24 protein-coding genes are annotated in these 23,884 nt (G+C 73.7%); 16 read left to right on the top strand and 8 right to left on the bottom strand.

Annotated elements, in window-relative coordinates; all coding sequences use genetic code 11:
* Positions 1-38: 38 nt before the first annotated feature.
* Both glpK and EV376_RS19350 read right to left on the bottom strand, forming a co-directional pair.
* Positions 39-1,556 carry a glycerol kinase GlpK gene (gene glpK / locus EV376_RS19355; protein WP_130325216.1) on the bottom strand — a complete coding sequence of 506 codons (1,518 nt, stop codon included), beginning with the start codon at positions 1,554-1,556 and terminating at the stop codon, positions 39-41.
* A gap of 79 nt (positions 1,557-1,635) precedes the next feature.
* On the bottom strand, positions 1,636-3,276 hold the full coding sequence (locus tag EV376_RS19350; RefSeq protein WP_486482701.1) for an alpha/beta fold hydrolase: 1,641 nt from the start codon (positions 3,274-3,276) through the stop codon (positions 1,636-1,638).
* A gap of 208 nt (positions 3,277-3,484) precedes the next feature.
* On the opposite strand from EV376_RS19350, the gene EV376_RS19345 reads away from it, so the two are divergent.
* Positions 3,485-4,540 (top strand): diguanylate cyclase, encoded by a 1,056-nt coding sequence (locus tag EV376_RS19345; protein WP_130325212.1) that lies wholly within the window; start codon positions 3,485-3,487, stop codon positions 4,538-4,540.
* 94 nt (positions 4,541-4,634) lie between these two features.
* The gene (locus tag EV376_RS19340) at positions 4,635-5,612 is read left to right on the top strand and encodes a helix-turn-helix transcriptional regulator (protein ID WP_130325210.1); all 978 of its coding nucleotides are present in this window, start codon (positions 4,635-4,637) and stop codon (positions 5,610-5,612) included.
* 22 nt (positions 5,613-5,634) lie between these two features.
* Here the strand turns inward: EV376_RS19340 and EV376_RS30940 are convergent, their stop codons facing one another.
* Positions 5,635-6,279 carry a hypothetical protein gene (locus tag EV376_RS30940; protein ID WP_486482700.1) on the bottom strand — a complete coding sequence of 215 codons (645 nt, stop codon included), beginning with the start codon at positions 6,277-6,279 and terminating at the stop codon, positions 5,635-5,637.
* A gap of 343 nt (positions 6,280-6,622) precedes the next feature.
* On the opposite strand from EV376_RS30940, the gene EV376_RS19330 reads away from it, so the two are divergent.
* From EV376_RS19330 to EV376_RS19280, 11 genes are all read left to right on the top strand, one after another.
* Positions 6,623-7,588 (top strand): helix-turn-helix transcriptional regulator, encoded by a 966-nt coding sequence (locus EV376_RS19330; protein WP_130325208.1) that lies wholly within the window; start codon positions 6,623-6,625, stop codon positions 7,586-7,588.
* 188 nt (positions 7,589-7,776) lie between these two features.
* On the top strand, positions 7,777-8,355 hold the full coding sequence (locus tag EV376_RS19325) for a DoxX family membrane protein (RefSeq protein ID WP_207228222.1): 579 nt from the start codon (positions 7,777-7,779) through the stop codon (positions 8,353-8,355).
* Positions 8,356-8,487: 132 nt separating this feature from the next.
* Positions 8,488-9,195 carry a GntR family transcriptional regulator gene (locus EV376_RS19320; RefSeq protein ID WP_207228220.1) on the top strand — a complete coding sequence of 236 codons (708 nt, stop codon included), beginning with the start codon at positions 8,488-8,490 and terminating at the stop codon, positions 9,193-9,195.
* Between the two features lie 26 nt (positions 9,196-9,221).
* Positions 9,222-10,151 carry a hypothetical protein gene (locus EV376_RS19315; RefSeq protein ID WP_130325204.1) on the top strand — a complete coding sequence of 310 codons (930 nt, stop codon included), beginning with the start codon at positions 9,222-9,224 and terminating at the stop codon, positions 10,149-10,151.
* A gap of 23 nt (positions 10,152-10,174) precedes the next feature.
* Positions 10,175-10,819, top strand: a complete 645-nt coding sequence (locus tag EV376_RS19310; RefSeq protein ID WP_165438033.1) for a hypothetical protein — start codon at positions 10,175-10,177, stop codon at positions 10,817-10,819.
* Between the two features lie 5 nt (positions 10,820-10,824).
* Entirely contained in the window at positions 10,825-11,451 is a 627-nt protein-coding gene (locus EV376_RS19305) for a DUF5987 family protein (RefSeq protein WP_486482908.1), read from the top strand.
* A complete protein-coding gene (locus EV376_RS19300; RefSeq protein WP_130325200.1) occupies positions 11,448-13,016 on the top strand; it encodes a GMC family oxidoreductase in 1,569 nt (522 codons plus the stop codon). The genes EV376_RS19305 and EV376_RS19300 overlap by 4 nt, the downstream gene beginning before the upstream one ends.
* Positions 13,017-13,296: 280 nt before the next feature.
* Positions 13,297-14,457: a D-alanyl-D-alanine carboxypeptidase family protein gene (locus EV376_RS19295; protein WP_486482907.1), complete on the top strand. Its 1,161-nt coding sequence runs from the start codon at positions 13,297-13,299 to the stop codon at positions 14,455-14,457.
* A gap of 134 nt (positions 14,458-14,591) precedes the next feature.
* Positions 14,592-15,053, top strand: a complete 462-nt coding sequence (locus tag EV376_RS19290) for a DUF5709 domain-containing protein (RefSeq protein WP_130325198.1) — start codon at positions 14,592-14,594, stop codon at positions 15,051-15,053.
* 19 nt (positions 15,054-15,072) lie between these two features.
* Positions 15,073-15,384, top strand: coding sequence for a DUF4326 domain-containing protein (locus EV376_RS19285; RefSeq protein WP_130325196.1), 312 nt, complete (start codon positions 15,073-15,075; stop codon positions 15,382-15,384).
* A gap of 267 nt (positions 15,385-15,651) precedes the next feature.
* Complete coding sequence (locus EV376_RS19280; protein WP_486482699.1) at positions 15,652-17,421, top strand: LVIVD repeat-containing protein; 1,770 nt, start codon at positions 15,652-15,654, stop codon at positions 17,419-17,421.
* 72 nt (positions 17,422-17,493) lie between these two features.
* On the opposite strand, the gene EV376_RS19275 is transcribed toward EV376_RS19280, so the two are convergent.
* The 3 genes from EV376_RS19275 to EV376_RS19265 all read right to left on the bottom strand — a co-directional run bounded on the left by EV376_RS19275 (position 17,494) and on the right by EV376_RS19265 (position 19,749).
* Positions 17,494-18,132, bottom strand: a complete 639-nt coding sequence (locus EV376_RS19275; protein ID WP_130325194.1) for a DUF305 domain-containing protein — start codon at positions 18,130-18,132, stop codon at positions 17,494-17,496.
* Positions 18,133-18,340: 208 nt separating this feature from the next.
* Complete coding sequence (locus EV376_RS19270) at positions 18,341-18,592, bottom strand: MoaD/ThiS family protein (protein WP_486482698.1); 252 nt, start codon at positions 18,590-18,592, stop codon at positions 18,341-18,343.
* A 41-nt stretch (positions 18,593-18,633) separates the two neighbouring features.
* Positions 18,634-19,749: a sialidase family protein gene (locus tag EV376_RS19265; RefSeq protein ID WP_130325190.1), complete on the bottom strand. Its 1,116-nt coding sequence runs from the start codon at positions 19,747-19,749 to the stop codon at positions 18,634-18,636.
* A gap of 208 nt (positions 19,750-19,957) precedes the next feature.
* Here EV376_RS19265 and EV376_RS19260 point away from each other — a divergent pair, with 208 nt between their 5' ends.
* From EV376_RS19260 to EV376_RS19250, 3 genes are all read left to right on the top strand, one after another.
* The gene (locus EV376_RS19260) at positions 19,958-20,884 is read left to right on the top strand and encodes a hypothetical protein (RefSeq protein ID WP_130325188.1); all 927 of its coding nucleotides are present in this window, start codon (positions 19,958-19,960) and stop codon (positions 20,882-20,884) included.
* A 63-nt stretch (positions 20,885-20,947) separates the two neighbouring features.
* Positions 20,948-22,228 (top strand): histidine kinase, encoded by a 1,281-nt coding sequence (locus tag EV376_RS19255; protein ID WP_130325186.1) that lies wholly within the window; start codon positions 20,948-20,950, stop codon positions 22,226-22,228.
* Positions 22,225-22,851 carry a response regulator transcription factor gene (locus EV376_RS19250; protein WP_130325184.1) on the top strand — a complete coding sequence of 209 codons (627 nt, stop codon included), beginning with the start codon at positions 22,225-22,227 and terminating at the stop codon, positions 22,849-22,851. The genes EV376_RS19255 and EV376_RS19250 overlap by 4 nt, the downstream gene beginning before the upstream one ends.
* A gap of 9 nt (positions 22,852-22,860) precedes the next feature.
* Here EV376_RS19250 and EV376_RS19245 read toward each other — a convergent pair whose 3' ends face one another.
* On the bottom strand, positions 22,861-23,250 hold the full coding sequence (locus EV376_RS19245; RefSeq protein ID WP_130325182.1) for a DUF2267 domain-containing protein: 390 nt from the start codon (positions 23,248-23,250) through the stop codon (positions 22,861-22,863).
* Positions 23,251-23,276: 26 nt separating this feature from the next.
* Positions 23,277-23,663 carry a DUF2267 domain-containing protein gene (locus EV376_RS19240; protein WP_130325180.1) on the bottom strand — a complete coding sequence of 129 codons (387 nt, stop codon included), beginning with the start codon at positions 23,661-23,663 and terminating at the stop codon, positions 23,277-23,279.
* Positions 23,664-23,884 lie beyond the last annotated feature (221 nt).

The following is a 23,884-nucleotide window of genomic DNA, read 5'->3' as shown; positions in this document are numbered from 1 at the left end:
GCCTGCGGTCGGGGAAGTGCCCGGTCAACCCGGTGCGCTCAGTCGACGTCGACCCAGTCGAGGGTGCGCTGCACGGCCTTCTTCCAGCGGGCGTACCCGCTCTCCCGCTGCTCGGCCGACCAGGTGGGCTGCCAGCGCCGGCTCTCGTTCCAGTTCTCGCGCAGCTCGTCGGTGTTCTGCCAGAAGCCGACGGCGAGGCCGGCGGCGTAGGCGGCGCCGAGCGCGGTGGTCTCGGCCACCACCGGGCGGCTCACCGGCACGCCCAGGATGTCGGCCTGCAACTGCATGCACAGGTCGTTGACGGTGACGCCGCCGTCGACCTTCAGGCACTCCAGGCGTACGCCGGAGTCCCGCTCCATGGCCTCGGCGACGTCCCGGCTCTGGTAGCAGATCGACTCGAGCGTGGCGCGGGCGATGTGGGCATCGGTGTTGTAGCGGGACAGGCCGACGATCGCGCCCCGCGCGTCGGAGCGCCAGTACGGCGCGAACAGCCCGGAGAACGCCGGTACGAAGTACACCCCGCCGTTGTCGTCCACCTGGCGGGCGAGGATCTCACTCTGCGCCGCACTGCTGATGATCTTGAGCTGGTCGCGCAGCCACTGCACGGCCGAGCCGGTGACGGCGATCGAGCCCTCCAGGGCGTAGACCGGCGCCTGGTCGCCGAACCGGTAGCAGACCGTGGTGAGCAGGCCGGACCGGGACCGGACGATGTCGGTGCCGGTGCTGAGCAGCATGAAGTTGCCGGTGCCGTAGGTGTTCTTCGCCTCGCCGGGGGCGAAGCAGACCTGCCCGACGGTGGCCGCCTGCTGGTCGCCGAGGTCGCCGGTGAGCGGAACCGGGCCGGTGAACGGGCCGTGCGGGGCGGTGGTCCCGTACGAGGCCGGGTCCGACGAGGGCCGGATGCGCGGCAGCATGGCGCGGGGGATGCCGAAGAAGGACAGCAGCTCGTCGTCCCAGTCCAGCGTCTCCAGGTCCATCAGCATGGTGCGGCTGGCGTTGGTCGGGTCGGTGACGTGCACGCCGCCGTCGGTGCCGCCGGTGAGGTTCCAGAGCAGCCAGGTGTCGGTGGTGCCGAAGACGGCCTCGCCGCGCTCGGCGGCCGCCCGGACGCCGTCGACGTTCTCCAGGATCCACTGGATCTTGCCGCCGGCGAAGTAGGTCGCCGGCGGCAGGCCGGCCCGGCGGCGGATCACGTCGCCCTTGCCCTCGCGTTCCAGCGCCGCGGCGATCCGGTCGGTACGGGTGTCCTGCCAGACGATGGCGTTGTAGTACGGCCGGCCGGTGCGCCGGTTCCACACCACCGTGGTCTCGCGCTGGTTGGTGACGCCCAGCGCGGCGAGGTCGGCGGCCGCGAGGCCGCGTTCGTTCATCGCCGTCTGGATGACGGTCTGCGTCCGCTCCCAGATCTCCACCGGGTTGTGCTCGACCCACCCGGCCCGCGGCAGGATCTGCTGGTGCTCGAGCTGGTGGCGGCCGATCTCGTTGCCACCGTGGTCGAAGATCATGAAGCGGGTGCTGGTGGTGCCCTGGTCCACCGCGCCGACGAAGTCAGCCATCCGGGAGGTCTCCTCTGCGTAGGGGATCCGTCGATCAGACGCGACCGGGCCCGGGTGGCGCAACCCGGCGGCACGCCGGTCAGCGGGCCTCGCAGATCCGGCCGCTCAGCGCCGGGTCCCCTTCCCGGATGTCGGTCCAGAGCGGGTTGAGGTCGAGGACGAGCGGCGGCGCCTGCCAGGCCGCGCTGAGCCGCTGCAGCACCTCGTAGACGCCGAGAGGCTGGTCCACCGGCTCGCCGGCCAGGAAGTCGACGGCCTCGTCGTAGACGTCGCTCCGGTTGAGCAGGCCACCGTGCAGGGCGGGGACCTCGACGACGGGGATCCGGCTGTACTCGCCGGGCGGTGCCTCGGCCGCGCCGACCAGCGGCAGGAACGCGATCATGCGGACGCCGGGCGCCGGGCAGAGGATGCGGTTGCGGTAGAACGGCGCCTCGACGATCACGGACCGGATGAACGGCTCGTCCGGCCCGGTGTCGACCTTGTTGAACAGGTTCGTCACGGCCGCGATGGCCCGCAGCTCCCAGCCCGCCGCCACCCCCCACCCCTCGTACCCGGGCGGCGGGTAGTAGGCACGGGCAGGCCAGATGAGCGGGCTGAACAGCAGCGCCGCCGACACCGGCCGGTCCGGCAGCTTGTCCAGATAGGTTCGGATGACCAGGGCGCCCTCGCTCTCCCCCGCCAGCGCGACCTGCCGGCCGGTCCGCTTGTGCAGGGCGTTGACCTGTGCGTCGAGCAGCGCCGCGCTGGAGTCCAGCGACCGGTGGGTGTCCTTCGACCGGTACGGCAGGGGGCGGCCCGAGGCGTCGATCCCGGCGTACGAGAAGCGCTGCACGCGGGGGTCCACCGCCGGCTCGCCGTCCCAGCTCGAGTCGAAGCCGGCCAGGACGATCACCGCGTGCGGCACCCGCTCCGGCAGCGGCTGCCGGACGAACGGCGGGGTCCAGACGCCCGTCGTGCCGGAGGCGACCCCGATCAGCGGCGGCGCCCCGACCGCGGCGACCATCGTCAGGACGATCGCGATCGGCGCCACCGGCACCCGCGCCCAGCGGACCCGGCTCTGGTGCCGCACGGCGGCGAGCACCGTGCGCCGCCAGAGCAGGCCGTTCACCACGCCGGCCAGCCCGGCCACCAGGATCCGCAACCAGTCCGGCACGGTCATGATCACGGCGCCGGCCAGGGTGAGGACCACGAAGTTCAGCAGCGACCAGCCCAGCAGCGCGACCGAGGGCAGGCCCTTCCACCAGCGGTGCACGACGCCCGCCCGCTGGAGGAACGGCGCGATGAGGATCATCGGGACCACGGAGGCGAACAGGTACCAGGAGAGCGCGACCGCGGAGAACGCGACGGAGATCGCCGCCCACGGCGAGATGATCAGGATGGCGATCGCCGCGACCTCCAGGTTGCGCCGCACCAGCCAGCGCGCCGGCGGCCGGGGTTGCTCCTCGGGCCAGGCCAGCGCGGTCAGCCAGGCGGTCAGCAGGCCGCGAGCGACGACGACGGCCACCAGGCCGAGCACGAACGTCGTCCAGGAGTTGTGGTAGACGAGCAGCCAGCGCAGATCGTGGTACGAGTCGTACGGCCAGACCGCGGTCGCCTGGGGCGCCAGCGGTTGGGCGGCGAAGAACCCGAGCGCGACCAGGGCCGCCATCTCCACCATCGGCGGCACCGCCGCGAGCAGCAGCAGTCCGGCACCATGACGGCCGGGCCCGTTGAGTCGCATCATGCGTAGAATGCCCGGTCGCCGTGACTCTCGGTGTCCATTCCCGGCAATGGGTCTTGACGGTGACCTCCGCCACACCATTCAATGTGCAGGTGGCACGGTGCCACGTCGGAGCGGCCTCGCCAAGGGACCCCGCCACTTCGACCGATTTCGCTCGTGCGTCACCCCGGCAACGCAAACCGGGCGCGGTATGTGCGGAGGGTAGTCGGTGAACGAGCGCCGCCGCCGCATGCGGCTCAGCGCGGCCCTGCACGTGGTCTCACACGGGGTCGCCGTCCTCTACTGCCTGCTGACCCTCGACCAGCCGAACCGTGACCGGATGCTGGCCGTGTACTTCGCCGGGATAGCGGCGGGCGTGGTCGGCCTGTGGGCCGCCCGGCGGGTGACCAGGAAGACGGTGGGGTACCGGGTCTCGTTCAGCATCCTGCTGGTCACGCTCGCCGCGGTGGCTCTCGGCGCGCACTGGGACGGCGGCGCCGACGCCCCCGCCGCACTGGGCTTCCTGACCACCACGGTCTTCGTCGCCACCCAGACCCCCCGCCTGCGGCTGATGATCGCGGTCGAGGTGCTGATCGTCGGCACGTACGTCGTGGTGGCCGCGATGGGCCAACCGTTGCGGCCCGGCCACCTCTTCATCAACGTCGCCGGCATGGTGGGACTGATCTCGGTCTGCTCCACGCAGGCCCGCAAGCTGGCCCGGCAGCGCTCCCAGCTGCGCGCCCTGGCCACCCTGGACCCGCTCACCGGAGCGCTCAACCGGCGTGGTCTCGCCGAGTTCGCCGCGACCCTGTTCGCGCCCCGGTGTCGGCCCGGCCCGTCGCTGCTCTGCCTCGACCTGGATGACTTCAAGCAGGTCAACGACCTGCATGGGCACGCCGTCGGTGACCAGTTGCTGCAGTCGACCGTGGCCGCCGTACGCCGGACGGTGCGCGCGGACGACGTGGTCGCCCGCATCGGTGGGGACGAGTTCGTCGTGGTCCTGGCCGACGCCGACGCCGCCCTGGCGCAGTCGGTGGCCGCCCGCGTCGACGCCGCGGTCGGTCAGCAGGCCAGCGTCAGCATCGGGTGGGCCACCGCGCCGTACGACGGGACGACCCTGGAGGCGCTGATGCAGGCCGCCGACCAACGCCTGTACCGGGTCAAGCAGGAGCGCCACCGGGTCGAGGGCGCCGGGCTGCCGGCACCCCGCCAGCCGGGCCCCCTGGGCGTGCCGTGGGCCGGGGCAGCACCGGCACCGGGCCCGGTTCCGCGCGCGACGGCGTAGGGTGTGTCGCATGGCTGACACCGGTCCGACGGTCGGTGGTCCCTGGTCCGTCGGCGGCCCGGCTCCCGGCCGCCCATCCCGCGCGGACGCCTGAATGCCGCACGGCGACGGGTCGCCGCCGCCCTCCGGGCTGCTCCGCCCGGCGCTGGAGGTCACCGGGGCCGAGGCCGTACAGATCCACCTGAGCCGCCGCTACGGTCGCGTGCGGCTCACCGCCCGCGACGGGCCGCAGGTCATGCGGGTCGCCGACGCCCGGCTTGGCCCGGTCCGGCTCGAGGAGCTGACGTTCCGGATGGACTTCGAGGCGGAGGCCGAGCCGCTGGCGGCCTTCCACGTCGGCGTCCTCACCGCGGGGCAGGTCGGGTTCCGCGGGAGCGGCCGGCACCACCGGCACGTCCCGGGGGAGGTCTTCCTCGCCGCGCCACCGGGTCAACCGTACGCGGCCACGGTCCGCGACGCGGCCGGCTACGGCGCCGTCCTCGCTCCCGGCCTGGTGCAGGAGGTGGCCGCGGCGGAACCCGGCGGCGCGCCGGTGGTCTTCCTCGACTCCCGTCCACTGTCGCGGAACGCCGCCGCCGCGTGGCGGCGCACCTACGCCTACGTCCGCTACGGGGTGCTCGCGATCCCGGACGTGCGAACCAGTCCGCTGCTCGTCGCGAACGCGGCACGGCTGCTCGTCGCCGCCACCCTGGCGGCGTTCCCCACCACCGCCGTGACCGAACCGACCGTCCAGGACCGCCGCGACGCCAGCCTGCGCACGGCGCACCGGGCCATGGCGGTCATCGACGAGCACCCCGACCTGGACCTGACCGTCGCCGACCTCGCCGCCGCCGCCCGGGTGAGCATCCGGGCCGTGCAGCTCGCGTTCCGCCGGCACATCGGCACGACCCCCACCGCGTACCTGCGGCGGGCCCGCCTGCACGAGGCGCACCGCGAACTCCTCGCGGCCGATCCACGGGCGACCACGGTCAGTGCGGTCGCGGCGCGCTGGGGTTTCGCCGGCCACAGCCGCTTCACCCGGCTGTACCGGGCCGAGTTCGGCGTCCCGCCGAGCCACACCCTGCGGAGCTGACCGGGTAGGGCGCTCGCCGGACTCAGAACCGGGTCCGGGGCAGCCAGCCCAGGAACCGGGTACGTGCCCGGGACAGCGGCAGCGCGGGCAGGTCCTGGGCGGCGGCGACCAGGCAGGAGCCGAGATAGACCGCGAGGCCGGCGCTGGCGCCGCCGTACTCGGCCAGCAGTTGGCTCTGCTTGGTGGCGCACGGCCAGTCCACCCCGCACGTCGTGCACTCCCATCCGGGTGTGCTGGGCAGGTGCTCCGGCAGCCGCTCCGGCCGGTAGCGCCGGGCGCCGCTGTTGGCCGCGGGGCGGCCACCGCGGGTCGGGCCGCTGTTGGGCGACGTGGACGGTTCCGGCTCGAGCCGCGCCCGGACGTCGGTGAGCAGGGCTCCTACCCGGATCAGCGCGTCCGGCCCGACCCGGTGCGGCAGCAGCGTGGTGAGCAGGTGGTGGCCGAGCGCGTCGAACGCGGCGCGGCTCATCCGGAGGTCCCGGCAGAGTGCCAGCAGGTGGTCCGATCGCGCCGGCCGGTCGGTGAGCAGGTCACGCACGACGGTCCGCAGGCAGCTCTCCAACTCGGCGGCCCGAGCGTCGAGGGCGCCGGTACCGGCATCCCGGACCAGTCGGCGTACCGTCCGCGCGGCCACCGCCCGGGCGATCTGTTGCGTGCCTCTGTCCACTGTCCCCACCCCATTCCGCGTCGGCCTGAGTCGGCGCTCCGCCGGACCCGGGCACCAACCGGACGCCACACCACGCACCGGTGTGGACGGACGGAGCGCTACGCGTACCCGCTCAAGATTCACTGTTGACGCCCGACGCCGCCTAGCACGAGCGGCGCGGGGTCTAGCCCGTTTGCGAAGCCGAGCCCGGTTCACCGGCGGAGTGCGGCGCACCGCACGGCAAGGGCTTTCCCGTCCCGCTGCCGCCCGCGCCGCATCCGCGTACACTGCGTGGCGAGACAATTGCGCGACGCGGGATTCCCGTTTCGCGGGCCACAGGTTGCTTGTTCCGCGGGGAGGCGGAGTGAGTGCACAGGCGCCCGTCACGCACCGGTTCGACAGCCGCGATCCAGCCCTGATCCAGGACCACCTGGCCGAGTCCTACGGCACGTCGGTCCGCGTCCGGGTCGGGACGGACCACCCCCGGCTCTGGCAGCACCGCGTCGACCTGGGTCCGGTACGCCTCGCACAGGCCGCGCACTCCGGTGACCTCGAACTCGACGTGGACGGACCGGAGGCGCTGGTGATCTGCCAGGCGGTCACCACCCGGATCGACCGGACCGTCGGCGACGAGCCGCACCGGTTCGAGGCCGGCGACGCCTTCCTCCTCGCACCGCCCCGGCATCCGTGCTCCGTACGCTGGCCGGCCGGAGCGATCACCACCTGCGTGCTGGACCTCGACCTGCTCACCCAGGTGGCGGGCGCCGCGTCGGGCGGGCCGGCGCCGCGGCTACGGTTCGCCGCGCTCGGTCCCGCCCCGCCGCACCTGGTCCGGCACTGGCGGACGACCACCGCGTACCTGCGGGAGACGGTGCTCGGCAACCCGGAGACGGCGGGCCAGCCGCTCGTGGTGGACGCGGCCGTCCGCATGGTCGCGGCCGCCGCGCTGACGATCGTCACCGACGCCGTCGCCGGCGACGCCACCGCCCAGGACCGGCGGGACGCGGGCGCCGCAACGGTCCGCCGGGCCCTGGCCTTCATGGAACAGCACGCCGAGCAGAACATCGGCGCCGCCGACATCGCCGCCGCCGCCAACGTCACCCCGCGAGCCGTCCAACTCGCCTTCCGGACCCACCTGGACACGACGCCGATGGCGTACCTGCGCGGGATCCGGCTGCACCGGGCCCACCAGGATCTCCTGCGCGCCGACCCGGAGCGCGAGACGGTGTCCCGCATCGCCCTGCGCTGGGGGTTCCTCAGCCACAGCCGGTTCACCGCCCGGTACCGGGCGGCCTTCGGCGTACCGCCGAGCCGCACCCTGTACCGCTGACCGTCCGCGGGACCGAGCCCGACCACGACTGCCGAGTTCCGGTGGTGGCGGCCGGCGCAGGGCCGAAGGTCCCGACCGGGACGGGACCCTTGCTCGCCGGAAGGCGGACCACCGCCCCTGCTACCCACCCCTTCATCGCGGTGGAATTGGTGTGTGCCCAACGGGGGCACACCGGAAGATGAGAGGACGTGGACGCCATGACCGCGATTGCCGAGCGGTACACCCCGGAGACGACCGCTCCTGCGGTCGGCACCGCCAGGACCGAGACGGCCGCCGCCACCACCCACAAGGCCGCCCGTTACGTGTTCGCCGGCGTCCGGCTGGCGATCGGCTGGACGTTCCTGTGGGCCTTCATCGACAAGGTCTTCGGCCTCGGATTCGCCACCCCGGCCGAGCGCGCCTGGGTCGAGGGCGGCAACCCGACCAAGGGCTTCCTCAGCGGCGCCGAGGGCCCGTTCGCCGGGCTCTACCAGGACCTGGCCGGCACCGCGTTCGCCAACTGGGCGTTCATGCTCGGCCTGCTCGGCATCGGCCTGGCCCTCACCCTCGGCATCGGCATGCGGATCGCCGCCGCGGCGGGCGCGACCCTCTACGTGATGATGTGGTCGGTGGCGCTTCCCCCCGAGACCAACCCCTTCATGGACGAGCACCTCATCTTCGCCGCGGTCCTGGTCGGCCTGGCCCTGATCGGCGCCGGCAAGACCCTCGGCCTCGGCAAGTTCTGGGAGAAGCTCCCGATCGTGCAGAAGCTGCCCTTCCTCAAGTAACCACCTTCGCACCCGATGGGGCACCGCCGGCGGCGGTGCCCCATCGCCGTCTTGCCATCAGCCGCCGTCGATGGCAGAGTGTCCGTCATCCAAAGTGGCTGAGCCACTGGTCCAATCCGGAGGACGGCATCCGTGACCGGCACCCCGATCGCCCACGACACCCTCGTCGACGCCCTGGTCAACCGGCTTCGGGACGACGTCCTGGCCCAGCGGTACCCGGCCGGCACCCGGCTGCCGCCGGAGCGCGACCTGGCGGCGGCGTACGGCGTGACCCGCACCTCGCTCAAGCACGCGCTGGTGCGGCTCGCCCAGGCGGGGCTGGTGGAGACCCGGCACGGCGTCGGCACGACCGTGCTGGACTACCGCCGCCACGGCGGCCCCGACCTGCTGCCGATGCTGCTGGCGCACGCCCTCGGCGAGGGCGCCGACGGCCGCCTGCTCGCCGAGATCTTCGAGGTCCGCCAGGAGGTCGGCGCCCTCGTCGCGGCCCACGCCGCCACCCACCGCACCGCCGGGCAGGCGGACGCGCTGCGGGCGCAGGTGGCGGTCGTGACCGCGGCGCGCGACGCCGACGCCGCCCAGCTCGCCGAGGCCGAGGTGCACCGGATGCTCGCGGCGGCGGCCGGCAACCGGGTGTACGAGCTGCTGGTCAACTCGCTGCTGAAGGCGTACCTGGAGGTGCGGTCGCTGTTCCGGGCGCCGTTCGCGGTCCCGGCGACGGCCGGCGCCCGCCTGGCGCCGCTCGTCGACGCCGTCTGCGCGGGAGACCCGGACGCCGCGCGGGCGGCCGCCGGGACGTACCTGGCGCGGACGCGGCAGCTGATGCTCGGCGAGCACTGACCCCTTGACTGTGAGGAGCGTGGGACGTGGACGACCTGCTGGCATCCCGGTGGCGTGGCCAGGCCGGGCGCAAGGAGATCTGGTACACCACGATCACCGACCCGGTGACCGGGACCGGCCTCTGGCTGCACCACGAGCTGGTCGCCCCCACCGGCGGCACCGCCCCGTACGCGCACGGCCTGGTCGGCGTCTTCCCACCGGACGGCCGGCCGCTGCTGCGCCGCCTGCCGCACCTGCCGTGGCGGCCGGGCGGCGCCGTGTTCGCCACCGGCGACGTCCGGATGACCCGGGACCGGTTCACCGGCCGGGTCGAGGACGTCTCCTGGGACGTGCGCTGGCGGGACGGGAGCCGGCCGATCTACACGTTCCCGCGCTGGGCGTGGCGGCACGGCCTGCTGCCGGCCGCGCAGATCGTGCCGGCGCCCCGGGCGCTGCACGACGGCGAGCTGCGCTACGGCGACCGTCTCGTGCGGCTCACCGACGCCCCGGGCGCGACCGGACGCATCTTCGGGCACGGCATGGCACGACGCTGGGGCTGGCTGCACGCCGACCTCGGCGGCGGAGATGTGCTGGAGGTCGTGGCCGCGGTGGCGAAGCGCCGCGGCTGGCGGCACCTGCCCGTCCTCCCGTTCGTCCGGCTCCGCCTCGACGGCGCGGACTGGCCGGACGGCGATCCGCTCGTCGCGGCGCTGCGGTTCCGCGGGGTGTTGACCCTGCCCGAGTGGCGGGTGACCGGCCGGCACGGGGACCTCCGCCTGTCGGCGACGGTCCGGCAGCCCGCCGAGCGGACCCTCAGCGTGGAGTTCACCGACCCCGACGGCTCCCGGTGCGTCTGCCACAACTCCGAACGCGCCGATGCCGAGATCCTGCTGGAACGCCGCACCGGTGCCGGCTGGCGACCCGAGCGGCGGTGGCGCCTGCAGGGCACGGCGCACGCCGAGGTCGGCCTGCGCTGAGGCCGCCATCCATCGTGTCCGCAGTGGCTCAGCCACTGGTCCACCGTTCGGCCCGCTCCCCCGAGAGGCAGACCGCCATGCGCCGTACCCTCGCCACCGTCACCTGTGTCGCCGCCCTGCTCGCCGCCACCGCCGGCCCGGCGCACGCCACACCGCCCGCCGCCGCCCGGACCAGCACCGCGACCGCCGGCGGCTACACGCCCCCGCCGTTCGCCGAGGGCTGCGTCGTCCACCGCTTCGGCGAGGCCGAGTGGCCGCCGCTCTGGCTGTGGTTCACCGAGCCGCTCTGCGTCGAGTACGCCAAGCGGGACATCACCGCCGACAACGGCGGCGCGCTGCGCTTCCTGCTGGCCGAGCCGTCCCGGTTCGCCCTCGCCGCCACCACCTGCCGGTACTGGCAGCAGGACCACTGGAGCGTCCAGTCCACGACCGGCGCCACCCCGTACGTCGCCTGGGACGGCAGCTACTGGTTCGACCGCCGGCAGGGTCGGACGGCGCTGCGCCTGACGAACTTCCGCGTCGCCGGCCGCACCGCCGGCATCGGCGACGTGGTCGCCGCCCTCGCCCACGACTTCCCCGACCTGGCCCGTGCCCTCGCCGCCTACGGCGCGTCCCCCGGCGAGACGGGCCTGACCGTGACCCTGCCGGACAGCACCCGGTGCCGGTGAGCGGGATGGACCGCCGCCGGCTGCTCACCGCCACGCTCACCGGCGCCGCGCTGCCCCTGCTCGGCCCGGCGCCCCGGGCCGCGGCGGCGACGTCGGCCGCCACGGTGGACACGCTCGACGCGTTCACCGACACGCTGATCCCCGGTGCCAAACGGTTCCCCGGTGACGTCGCCGTCGCCGGGGTGGCCACCGGCCCGGGCGGCGCCGACGCCGGGTTCCGGACCCTGCTCACCGGTGCCGGGGCCGGACCGCTGCTGCCCCTGGTCGCCGTCCTCCTCAACGCCCGCGCCTTCGCGTACGCGGTCAGCCACGGGCTCCTCCCGTCGCCCCTGCTGCCGGCGTTCGTGGCGCTGCCGTACCGGCACCGGTCGGCCGTGGTGGCGCGCCTGTTCCAGCGCGACGACCCGGACCGCGACCTGTGGGCCGTGCTGGCCCTCGCCGCCAGCCTGGCCTTCGACGCCGCGGCGCACCTGCCCACCGCGCAGGCCGTCCGTGACCGGCATCCCGGGCTGGCCACCCTCGGCTTCCCGGCACCCGATCCGGACGGTTTCTGGCGCTACCCCGAGTTCTCCTACCGGCTGGCGCTCGCCGACCGGCACCCGGACACCACTCGAGAGGGGAGCCCGCGATGACCGAACGCTACGACGTGGTGGTGATCGGCTCCGGCTTCGGCGGCGCCATCCCCGCCTACTACGCCGCCGCCGCCGGCGCCCGGACCGTCGTGCTGGAACGCGGACCGCACCTGAGCGCGGCCGACGTACGCCACAGCATGCGACTGGGCACGTTCACCCGGGTCGTCGACACCATCCAGGGCGACGGCCTGACCGTCATCGCCGGCAACTGCGTCGGCGGCTCGAGCGTCGTCTACTTCGCCGCCTCGCTGCGCGCGCCCTCGGCCACCTTCGGCCGTACCGGCGGCACCGGGCGGCGGTTGTGGCCGGCGGCGATCACCCGCGCCGCCCTGGACCCGTACTACCACCGCGTCGAGGCGGCGCTCCCGGTCTCGACGCCCGACTGGCCGGACGTCTCGTACGCCGGCGGGGTCTTCGCCGCCGCGTGCCGGCACACCGGCCACACCGCCAACCCGGTCCCCGTCGCGGTCGACCTGCCGCGGTGCACCAACTGCAACTGGATGCTCTCCGGCTGCCACGTCGACGCGAAACGGTCCATGGCGCTCACCTACCTGCCCGGGGCGGCGGCGCACGGCGCGGACGTCCGGCCGCTGCACGAGGTGCAGACCATCTCCCCCACCGGCGCGCCCGACCACCCTTACCGCGTCACCTACACGGTCGTGGACCCGGACGACTACCGGGTCGTCCGGTCGGCGGGCTTCGTCGAGGCACGGGTCGTGGTCCTGGCGGCGGGCGCGGTCGGCACCCCGGTCGTGCTGCGGCGGTCTGCGCCGCTGCTCGGCGGTGTGCCGGCGGCCGTCGGCCGGCACCTGTCCGGAAACGGGGACCGGATCAGCGTCGCCGACGTCGACGAGGCCGCCGTCGCCGGCCGGCTCGGGCTGCGACGCACCCCGGAGCAGGCGTACGACGCCCACCACATCGGCCGGTCGATCACCGCGATGACGTACGACTACCTCGACGGCGGGCGTCCCGAGTTCAGCCGGTTCGGCCTGCAGCAGCTCGCGTTCCCCGCGCTGACCAACGTGCTCGCGGACGCGCCCGGCTGGTACGGGCCGGCGAAGAAGGACCTGCGCTCCCGATGGCGCTCCTGGCTGACCGTTCTCGCCATGACCGAGGACGCCAACGAGGGAACCTTCGGAGCGGCCCCGCTGACCGGGTCGTTCACCCGCGTCGCACCGGGCCTGGGCCGGGGCGGCTTCGCGTACCTCCCGTCGCCGGCCACCCACGGCGGGTGGGCCCGGTCGGACGACGCCGTGCGGCGCATCTTCGGCGACCTGGCACGCGTGCAGCCGTGGACGGAGGAGGTCGGTGGGGTGGTCACCGCGCATCCCCTGGGCAGCTGTCGGCTCGGCGACGACCCGGCGACCTCCGCGCTCACCCCCGACCACGAGCTGCGCGGCCACCCCGACCTGTTCGTCACGGATGCCGCCGCCGTTCCGGCGGCGCTGACGGTCAACCCGTCGCTCACCGTGGCGGCGCTCGCCGAGCGGGCCAGCGTCGCGATCATCGCCCGGCTGGCCGCCCTGGGCGTCACCCGGCGCCGGGAAATCCCCCCACCGAGCTGATTCCGGCGCACGAGGGGAGCAATTTCCGGCCCATCCGGGACGCGCCCCACGACTCGGCCGAAGCGACGCAAGGCCGGCCTGGCCAGCGAAAACGGCCGGATTGGCGGCGGTTGCCGACGTCCGCACCGATGGCGAACAGGCGGGGCGTCCCAGCCCAGGGCGCACCCGAGCGTCGATACGCCGCGCTTTCCCCAACCGCCACGGGCCCGCACCGACCGGCACTACCGTCCGTTACGTGCTGCATACTCGCGTCACGCTTCCGGTCCGGGTCGTCGCCGTGCTGGCGGGCACCGTCCTCGCGTCGTCCGTCGGCGCGGCGGTGACCGGCACGCCGGCGGGCGCCGCCCACCGGCCATGCCCCACTGTGGAGCCACCGGTACGCCCGCCCGCCGCGCCGTCGCCCCCACCGGTCGAACGGGCGGACGCCGAGGTCGGCGGGGCGGCGCTGGCCACCCCGGGGCTGGCCGCCCCGGCCGGCGCGCCGCGGGTGCCGGCGGTCACCGCCACCTCCTGGGTGGTGGCCGACCTGGGCAGCGGCCAGGTCCTGGGTGGCTGTGGGCCGCACCAGCACCGGACCCCGGCCAGCGTGCAGAAGCTGCTGCTGGCCGCCGCCCTGATGCCCCGCCTCGACCCGAACCAGGTCGTCGAGGTCAAGCGCGACGACCTGCGCGACCTCGACCCGGAGAGCTCGTTGATGGGCGTCGTCGCGGGCGGCCGGTACACGGTCGAGGACCTGTGGCTGGGGCTGCTCCTCGAATCCGGCAACGACGCCGCCAACGTGCTGGCCCGGGTCGGCGGCGGTGCCGCCGGACGGGCGGGCGGTGTGCAGGTGATGAACGACGAGGCACGTCGGTTGCGCGCCAACCAGACCCACGCCGCGACCCCGTCCGGGCTGGACGGACCCGGCCAGTACACCAGCGCCTACGACCTCGCGCTGATCACCCGCGCGGCCTTCGCCCGCGAGGACTTCCGCCGCTACCTGGGCACCCGGGCGGCGCAGGTGTCGGCGCAGCCGGGCCGGCCCGCGCTCGCCCTGACCGGAGACAACGGGCTCATGGGCCGCTACCCCGGCATGCTCGGCGGCAAGACGGGCTTCACCGACCTGGCCCGGCAGACGTACGTCGGCATCGCCGAGCGCGACGGCCGGACGCTCGTGGTGACCCTGCTCGGGGCGGAGACCGCCCCGCTGGGCAGCCTGGGTGAGGCGACCGCGCTGCTGAACTGGGGCTTCGGCCTCGCCCCGGACAAGTCGGTCGGCCAGTTGGTGCCGCCCGAGGAGAAGAAGCGCAAGGACGACCGGCTCGTGGTCGCCGCCGGCGGTGAGGGCGCCGGGGCCGGTGGATCGTCGACGCCGGTCGCGCCGATCGCCCTCGGCTTCGGTGCCGTCCTCCTGGCCGTCCTGCTCGGCGTGGTCGCCGGCCGCCGCCGCGCCCGCCGGTGAGGACGGGGCCCTTCTTGACGTCTCCGGTAGGGGAAGGATCCCCTGTTAACGCTTCCCATCGCCCCGATGCCGGGCCGGCCGCCGCGCCATAAGCTGAGGGCGAGCGCGGGGATCGGGCGGAAGGAGCGACGACCATGAGCCAGACCGACCGGACCGACGCCGTCGACGGCTGGAACGTCGCCGAGGACGACGGGGTTCTGGACGCCTCGGACACGCTGGACGACGACCGCGTCCACGATCCGCTCGACACCGGCATCGTCGCGGCCGACCACTGGACGGCGGCGAACCGCTTCGGCACGACCGTCGCCGAGCAGCGGGCGGGCGAGTCGCTCGCGCAGTTGCTGGCCCAGGAGGAGCCCGACGTCGACCCGTACGCGGACACGACCGACGACGAGGACGAGCTGACCCGCCGGGGGTACGAGCGCGAGGTGCGTGCCGGCCGCCTGGTCGCGTACGACGAGGGCCTGCGCGAGGACGACGAGGCCGAGCCGGTCGCCTGGGACGCCGGGATCGACGGCGGCGCCGCCAGTGCCGAGGAGGCGGCGATGCACCTGGTCGCCGACCCGGACGGCCCGGGCGAGGGCCCGTTCCGCTGACGTCGGCGGGTCGAGTGCCGTGCCGAGGACGACCGTCGTCAACCTGAAGGGTCACCGCGACGATCCGGCGTACGCGGACGTCGTCTACGTCGGACGCGCCATGCACCGCGGTGGCTGGCACCTGCCGGCTTCCCCGCTGTCCTGCCCGTACCGCCCCGGCCGCGACGGCACCCGCGAGGAGGTCGTCGAGAAGTACCGCGCGTACCTGCTCGGCCGGCCCGATCTCCTCGCCCTCCTCCCCGGGCTGCGGGGACGCCGGCTCGGTTGCTGGTGTGTGCCGGAGCGCTGCCACGCCGAGGTCATCGCAGAGCTCGCCGACTCGCTCCGGTGAGCGGGCCGGTTCGAGGTGCGGGCCGGGGACGCCGCGGCACGGCCCACCCAGCGATTCGACGAATGGCGAACATCCGGCGGCGATGTCGCCGCCCCGTTCCGGTACCTGTCGCAACCCGCTGCGCACCGCGTTGTGAACGCTCCCGTTCGGTGTCCTCTCCGGCCAAACGGCGGAGACGCTGAACGACTGGTCGCCAGTACGGTCCTTACTCACACGGCGCGTCCCACCACCTGGACGGCGTCAGTCTTTCGATCGAAAGGCAGGCATATGACAGCTCGATCTCCGTCCCGGCCCCGCAGAGGCCGACAAACGCTCGCCCTGCTGGCCGCAGGGCTGCTCGTGGCCGGCCTGCTGCCGGGCACGGCATCGGCGGCGGAGCCCGACCCGCGCATCGGACTCGGTGCCGGGTGGCTCGACGCACAGTCCGCGATCAGCAACCTGGAGCACCTGGCGCACCGCGACAAGCCCGCCGGTTTCGTCGACCCGGCGAACCCCGGCAACTTCTCGTACGTGGCGTCGGACTTCGCCCTCGGCGGCAAGTACGCCTTCCTCGGCAACTTCAACGGCTTCAACATCGTCGACATCTCCGACCCCGCCGACCCGGCGCTGGTCACCAGCGTCGTGTGCCCGGGTGGGCAGGGCGACATCTCGGTCCACGGCAACCTGCTCTTCATGTCGGTGGAGGAGTCGCGCGGGCGGGTCGACTGCGGCACGGACCCGACCGCCGGCACCCGCTTCCAGGGCGTCCGGGTGTTCGACGTCAGCGACGTGCTCAACCCGGTGCAGGTCGCGGCCGTTCAGCTCTGCCGCGGCTCGCACACGCACACCGTGGTGACCGACCCGCAGGACGCCAGCAACGTCTACGTCTACGTCTCGGGCACCACCTCGGTGCGCCCGGCGTCCACGATGGCCGGCTGCAACAACGACACCGCGTCGGGCGAGAACCCGTCACGGTGGCGGATCGAGGTCATCAAGGTTCCGGTGGCGGCGCCCGAGCAGGCCGCCGTGGTGAACGAGCCGAGGCTCTTCACCGACCCGGAGACCGGCCGGATCGACGGCCTGCAGAACGGCCCGCAGACGCCGCGCCACCCGTCCGGCTCGACCTGGTCGCCGTCGCCGAACACCAACGCCTGCCACGACATCACCGCCTACCCGGAGATCGGCCTGGCCGCCGGCGCGTGCCAGGGCAACGGGATCCTGATCGACATCTCGGATCCGGCGAACCCGGTCCGGATCGACGAGGTCTCCGACCCGAACTTCGCGTACTGGCACTCGGCGACGTTCAACAACGACGGCACCAAGGTGATCTTCACCGACGAGTGGGGTGGCGGTACCGCCGCGCGCTGCCGCGACACCGACCAGCCCGAGTGGGGCGCCAACGCCATCTTCGACATCGTCGACGGGGAGATGGAGTTCAAGAGCTACTTCAAGCTGCCCGTTCCCCAGGCGCTGCAGGAGAACTGCGTGGCGCACAACGGTTCGCTGATCCCGGTGCCCGGCCGCGACATCATGGTCCAGGCCTGGTACCAGGGCGGACTCTCGGTGTTCGACTTCACCGACTCCGCCAACCCGCAGGAGATCGCGTTCTACGACCGCGGCCCGATCAACCCGAACGCGCTCGTGCTCGGCGGGTTCTGGTCGGCGTACTGGTACAACGGCCACCTGTTCGGCAACGAGATCGCCCGTGGTCTCGACACGTTCGCGCTGAAGCCCAGCGCGCACCTGTCGGCGGCGGAGATCGAGGCGGCCGCGCAGGTGCGGTTCGACGAGTTCAACGCGCAGCACCAGCCGAAGATCACCTGGACGCCGAGCTTCGCGGTCGCGCGGGCCCACTACGACCAGGCGGTGCGGGCCGACGCCATCGGCCACCCGCTGATGTTCCAGGTCGACATGTTCCTGGAGCGGGCCGAGCGGTTCGCGGCCGACGGTAAGCGGTCCGCCGCTGTCGCGCAGCTGCGGGCACTGTCCAACAAGCTCGGTGCTCCCGAGCACCGGGCGCTGAAGGAGGCGGTCCTGGACCTGGCGGCGTCGCTGTAGCCGTCCCCGCAACGAGGGGCGCCTCGGCTCGAAGCCGTCGAGCCGAGGCGCCCCTCCCCTCTGCGCGGGACGTCAACGCGTCTTGGCGAGCAGCTCCCGCATCCGGCGGATCTCGATGGTCTGGTCGGCGTCGACCTCCCGGGCGAACTGGTCGGTGGTCGGCTCGAGCCCACCGCCGGCCGCGTAGAGCTCCCGCACCATCGCGAGCGCTCCCTCGTGGTGGCTGATCATGAAGGTCAGGAAGAGCCGGTCGAACTCCGCGTTGCGCGCCCGCTCGAGCTGCCCGAACTGCTCGTCGGTGAGCATCCCGGGCATCAGCTGGTGGGCCGCGTGTCCCGCGGTCGGCACGCCCCGCTCCGTGAGCCAGCCCCGCATCCGCGTGATCTCATCCCGCTGCGACAGGTCGATCCGCTTGGCGAGCAGCGCCAGATCCGGGTTGGTCGTCCGGTCCGGCACCAGCGCCGTCATCTTCAACGCCTGCTCGTGGTGCGGGATCATGCCCTGGATGAAGAGGGTGTCGGCCGCGGTGAACCCCGGCGACGACAGCTGCGCCACGTCCTTGTCCGACAGGGTCCGGCCCGGTTGACCCGGTGCGCCCGGCTGGACCACGCGCGAACTCGGCGGACGGTACGCCGGCTCGTCGTCGGGCCACAGCGCGACGGCCACGCCCGACCCGACGGCGACGGCGGCGACCGCGGCTGAGATGATCACGCGACGAGACAGCGGCATGGTTTCCGTACCAATCCGAGCTTGAGCTGCGCAGAAGTGAAGGCCATAGTGCCTCATGTCCGCCGGCCTCACCAGGGCACCGACCGGCGACGGACGGATCGGCGACCGGCCAACGGATGGCGATCCGACCGAACGACCGGACCGGCCTACCGGCCGGTCGGGTGCCCGCTCCCCCGGGCCAGCGCGAGAGCTATCCGCCGGCCATGGCTCCGAGGATGATGAACGGCTCCTTTCCGGCGACGACCTCCTCGGGCAGCGGGGTGTCGGGTGGGTCGTTGGACAGGTCCTGCTCGCAGGCGTAGAACCGGACGAACGCGCGGCGCTTGCCGCTGTGGCGGTCGCGGATCGTGCCGAGCAGCATCGGGTACCGCTGCTCGATCGTGTCCAGCACCGAGCGCTGGGTCACCGGCCCGGGCAGCTCGAGCCGCAGCTCGCCGGTCACGTGCGCCAGGTTTTTCAAATGGGCCGGGAGAACGACCCGGATCACCGCAGCACCTGGACTTCCACGGAGAGCACGGGCGGCAGGTCACGGACGATCGGCGCCCAGCTGTCACCGCCGTCCGCCGAGTGGTAGACCTGGCCGCCGGTGGTGCCGAAGTAGACCCCGCACGGGTCGAGCGTGTCGACGGCCATGGCGTCGCGCAGCACGTTGACGTAGCAGTGCGACTGCGGCAGGCCGTTCGTCAGCGGCTCCCAGCTCTCGCCGCCCGTCCGGCTGCGGTAGACGCGCAGCTTGCCCTCCGGCGGGTAGTGCTCCGAGTCGCTCTTGATCGGGACGACGTAGATGGTCTCCGGCTCGTGCGCGTGCACGGCGATCGGGAACCCGAAGTCGGACGGGAGGTCGCCGCTGACCTCGCGCCAGGTGCCACCCGCGTCGTCGCTGCGCAGGACGTCCCAGTGCTTCTGCATGAAGAGCGTGTCCGGCCGGGACGGGTGCTGGGTGATGTGGTGCACGCAGTGCCCGACCTCGGCGTCCTGGTCGGGGATCTCGCCGGAGCGCAGGCCCTTGTTGATCGGCAGCCAACTGGCGCCGCCGTCGTCGCTGCGGAACGCGCCCGCCGCCGAGATGGCCACGTAGATCCGGTCCTTGTGGACCGGATCCAGGATGATCGTGTGCAGGCACAGGCCACCGGCGCCGGGCTGCCAGGTCGGACCGGTCTGGTGGGTCCGCAGGGCGGTGAGCTCGGTCCACTTCTGGCCGCCGTCGTTGGACAGGTAGAGGGCGGCGTCCTCGGCGCCCGCGTACACGGTGTCGGGGTCGTCACGGGACGGCTCGAGGTGCCAGACGCGCTTGAACTCCCACGGGCGCGGGGTGCCGTCGTACCACAGGTGCTGGCCCACCTCGCCCGCGTACGCGAAGTCGTTGCCGACCGGATTCCACGTCCGGCCACCGTCGTCGGAGCGCTGGATCAGCTGCCCGAACCAGCCCCCGGACTGGGACGCGTAGAGCCGGTCCGGGTCGGCCGGCGACCCGGTCAGGTGGTAGATCTCCCAGCCGCCGAAGTGCGGCCCGTCGACCGTCCAGTCGTCGCGCCGGCCGTCGGCCGTCAGTGTGAACGCGCCCTTGCGTGTGCCCACGAGCACTCGTACGCCGCTCATCTCCTCGTCCTTCCGTTGTGTCGACGGTACGGCGGGACAGACCGCCGGCGACGCCGAAACTCATCGGTCCTGGCCAGTCTTAACCCCGGGGTACGACAAACCAACGTGTCGATCTCCTACCGCGGTAGGAGGCGACGCTCCGACCGGCGGTCGCGACCGGGGCCCGAGGTCGGGCGCACTCCGCTCCCCGGCGCAGCAGCCTGCAGGTATGACTATTTCGCTGCGCCGGGCGGGACACTGGCACCGCCCACTGATGGTCTTCGTCTCGGCGATGGCGGCGCTCGCCGTCGTCTCCGCGGTCGGTGTCGTCGCCGACCCCCGGATGCTCACCGGCGTGCCGATCTGGCTCAAGCCGTTGAAGTTCTCGGTGTCCTTCGTGCTGTACGGCGGCACGCTGGCCTGGATGCTCTCGCTGCTGCCGCGCCGCAGTCGCGTCGCGGAGCGGGCGGCGACGGTCATCGTCGGGGTGTCGGTGGTGGAGATGATGATCATCGTTGGCCAGGTGCTGCGCGGCACCGCCAGCCACTACAACGAGACCACCCCGCTGAACGCCGCCCTGTGGCAGCTGATGGGCGCGGCCATCATGGTGCTGTTCGCCGCGCACCTGTTGATCGGGATCGTCGTGCTGCGTCAGCGGCTGGCGGACCGGTCCGCCCGGTACGCGGTGGCGCTCGGGCTCGGGCTGACCCTGCTCGGCATGGCCGTGGCGCTGCCGATGGTGCTGCCGGGCCAGGACCCGGGCGTGGCGGGGATCGCCGGGGCGCACAGCGTGGGTGTCCCGGACGGCGGGCCGGGCCTGCCCCTGGTCGGGTGGAGCACGACCGGCGGGGACCTGCGGATCGGGCACTTCGTGGGGATGCACGCGTTGCAGGCGCTGCCGCTGCTGGCGATCCTGCTGAGGCGGTTCGCCGGTGCCCGGCTGGACGCACGTACGCAGGCACGGCTGCTGCTCGTCGCGGGTGCCGCGTACGGCGGACTGACGCTGCTGGTCACCGCGCAGGCGCTGCGCGGGCAGCCGTTGCTGCGACCGGACGCGCTCACCCTGGCGGCCGCGGCCGCCCTGGTGGTGGCGACCGCGGCCGCCGCCGCTCTGGTGGTGGCCCGGCGCCGCCCGGCCGTGGAGCTGGTGGCGTGACCGCCGCGCCGGGCCGACCGGTGGCCGCTCGTGCCCCCGGTCCGCAGCGCCTAGGCTGATCCCATGGGGTGGGCGGGCCGGCTGTTCGACGCGCGCGACAGCCTCGTACGGATGCTCCTGCTCGACCTCAGCGGCGTCGGCTACCTGGTCCTCAGCGGCCACGACGGGGTGCCGCCGACCGGCACCCAGTGGGCCCTCGCGGTGCCGGCGTTCGCCGCCGGGTTGGCGTTCCACCGTCGGGTGCTGGTCAACCTGCTGGTGCAGACGGCGCTGCTGGCGGTGGCGATCTGCCTGATCGACGACCTCACGATCAACCAGGTGGGCGCCAGCTGGGCGCTGTTCGAGCTGACCATGCGGACGGACCGGCGGCGGACGATCTGGCTGGCCGCCGGGCTGCTGGCCGTGGTCGACCTGACCGACTCGATCGGGGACCCGCTGCGGCGGGTCCTCTCCGGCGTCTTCGGCCTGCTGGTGGAGGTCGGCATCCCGCTGCTGCTCGGCCTGGTCATCCGGACCACCCAGGAGCTGGCCCGGCAGGCCGAGGAGCGGGCGGCGGCGGACCGGAGCCGGCGCGAGTCGGAGAGCCGGGCCGCGCGGGCCGACGAACGCAGCGCGATCGCCCGCGAGCTGCACGACGTGGTCGCCCACCACGTGGCGTCGATGGTGCTGCGGATCGGGGTGGCCCGGCACGTGCTGACCGATCTGGATCCGCGGGTGGCCGAGGTGTTCGACGACGTGCACGGCACCGGCACGGCCGCGCTGGCCGACCTGCGCCGGTTGGTCGCGGTCCTGCGCGACCCCGATGGGGTACGCGGCGACGCGGCGCTGACCGCGATCGAGCCGTCGGCGCTTCCGGCGGCGCTCGGCGCGGCGGTCGACCGGGCCCGGCGGGCCGGTGTCGCCGTCGAGGCCGAGATCGACCCGGGGATCGTGTCGCTCGACGCGGTGCGGGGTCTCGCGGTGCTACGGCTGACCCAGGAGGCGCTGACCAACGTGGCCAAGCACGCCGGCACGTCCGCGCTGGCGCGCCTGTCGGTCCGGGTGGTCGACGGGGCCGTCCACTGGTCGGTCGTGGACGACGGCCGGGGCCGGGTGCCGGCGGTGATGCCGTCCGGCGGCGGCCACGGCATCACCGGGATGCGCGAGCGCGTCGAGGTGCTCGGCGGCCGGTTGGAGGCCGGCCCGACCGGCTCGGGCTGGCGGGTGCGTACCGTCCTGCCGGCCCCGGCCGCCGTGCCGGCGCCCGCCGCCGGAACGGTGCCGCCCTCGCCGACGCCGGAGCCGAGGGGCCCGGTGGGGCCGCTCGGGCCGGTGGGGCCGCGGGGTCCGGTGGGGCCGGCATGATCCGCGTCCTGCTGGTCGACGACCAGCACCTGATCCGCGCGGGCCTGCGCATGCTGTGCGAGGCCCAGCCCGACATCGAGGTCGTCGGCGAGGCCGACAACGGCCGGGAGGCGATCTCGCTCGCCGCGCGGCTCGTCCCCGACGTCGTCGTGATGGATCTGCGCATGCCGGGTGTCGACGGGATCACCGCGACCAGCCGGATCCTCGCCGAGCGGCCCGGCACGCGGGTCGTGGTGCTGACCACCTTCGGCGACGACGACCACCTCTACCCGGCGCTGGGCGCCGGCGCGTGCGGGTTCCTCCTCAAGGACGCCCCGCCGACGGACCTGCTGGACGGCATCCGGCGGGCCGCGACCGGCGGCAGCCCGTTCAGCACGGATGTCCTGCGGCGCCTGGTGCAGCGCGCGGTGCACGCCCGCGCCGGGGCGCCCCGGCCGGTCGACGGGCTGACCGCCCGCGAGCAGGAGGTGCTGGATCTCGTCGCCGAGGGCCTGTCCAACGCGGAGATCGCCGAGCGCCTCCACATCGGCGTCACGACGGTCAAGACCCACATCACCAGCCTGATGACGAAGACCGGCAGCCCGAACCGGGTACGCCTGGCCCTGTTCGCCCACGGCGCCTGACCGGCCCGGTCACGCCTCGCCGTCGCCGGCCGGATGGAGCAGTGCCCGGATGTCCCTCGGCAGCTCGGCTTCCAGGTCCGCGGCCTCGTCGGCGCTCACCGCCTCGTGGAGGGTCGTCAGCACCGCTCGGGCGGCCTCACCGGCCCGCTCGCCGTCCATTCCCGCCCGGGCCCCGATCTCGCTGCGGAACTGCACGAGGTCGAGCGGTTCCGCGAAGTCCACGCCCTTGCGGAAGCACCCACGGAGCTCCTCCGGGAGCTGCCCGGCCACGTCGCCGGCCTCGTCGCCGCTGAGCCGCTCCGACAGGGTCGTGAGCGTGGCCCGGGTGAGGATGGCCGCCTCCGCCGGCAGCAGCCCGGCCCGCTTCCCCACCGCCTCGAGGAACTCGGCGTAGTCCACTGGTCATCCTTCCGGTCGCAGGCCGGTCAGGGCTCACGGGGCACCGGCGTCGCCAGGGCGCGGATCTCCCTCGGCAACTGCGCCATCGCCTCCTGGAACTCGGCGCGCCCGACCGGGCGGGGCAGGGTCTGCAGGACCGCCCGCGCGCCGATCTCGGCGGAGTAGCGGTCCACGCCCGCGCGTAGGGCCACCCGTTGCAGGAACTCGTCGTACCCGAACGCCTCCGGCTCCTCCGTGCCCTTGATCAAAAGATCGCGGAGTTCGTACGGCACGCGATCGGCCAGGTCCGCCGCCTCACCGCCGCTGATCCGCTCGGCGAGGGTCCGCAGCGTGGCCTCGGTCAGCGACCTCGCCGTGTCCGACGGAACGCCCGCCCGCGCGGCCACCTTCTCGAAGAACTGCAGCTCGACCATGCACCCGTCCTCCCCTCCGGACAGGGCTGGCTACCCCTGGCTCCCGGCGGCAAACGGCCGATCACCGCGCGGCGAACCCGGCTTAGCCTGTCCAGGTACGTCCCGCTTGTCGTGGAACGGACCGCCGTGGTCGCCGATGACGGGGTCCGCCCACCTCCGGCGAATGGAGCCCCCGCCCCGGTCACGACGCCGCCGACCAGGGCCCCGCAGGGCGTGGGTTC

The sequence above is a fragment of the Micromonospora sp. CNZ295 genome (assembly GCF_004217535.1).
Note: the sequence above shows the minus strand (reverse complement) of the source record. Positions and strands in the feature narration are given on the sequence as shown.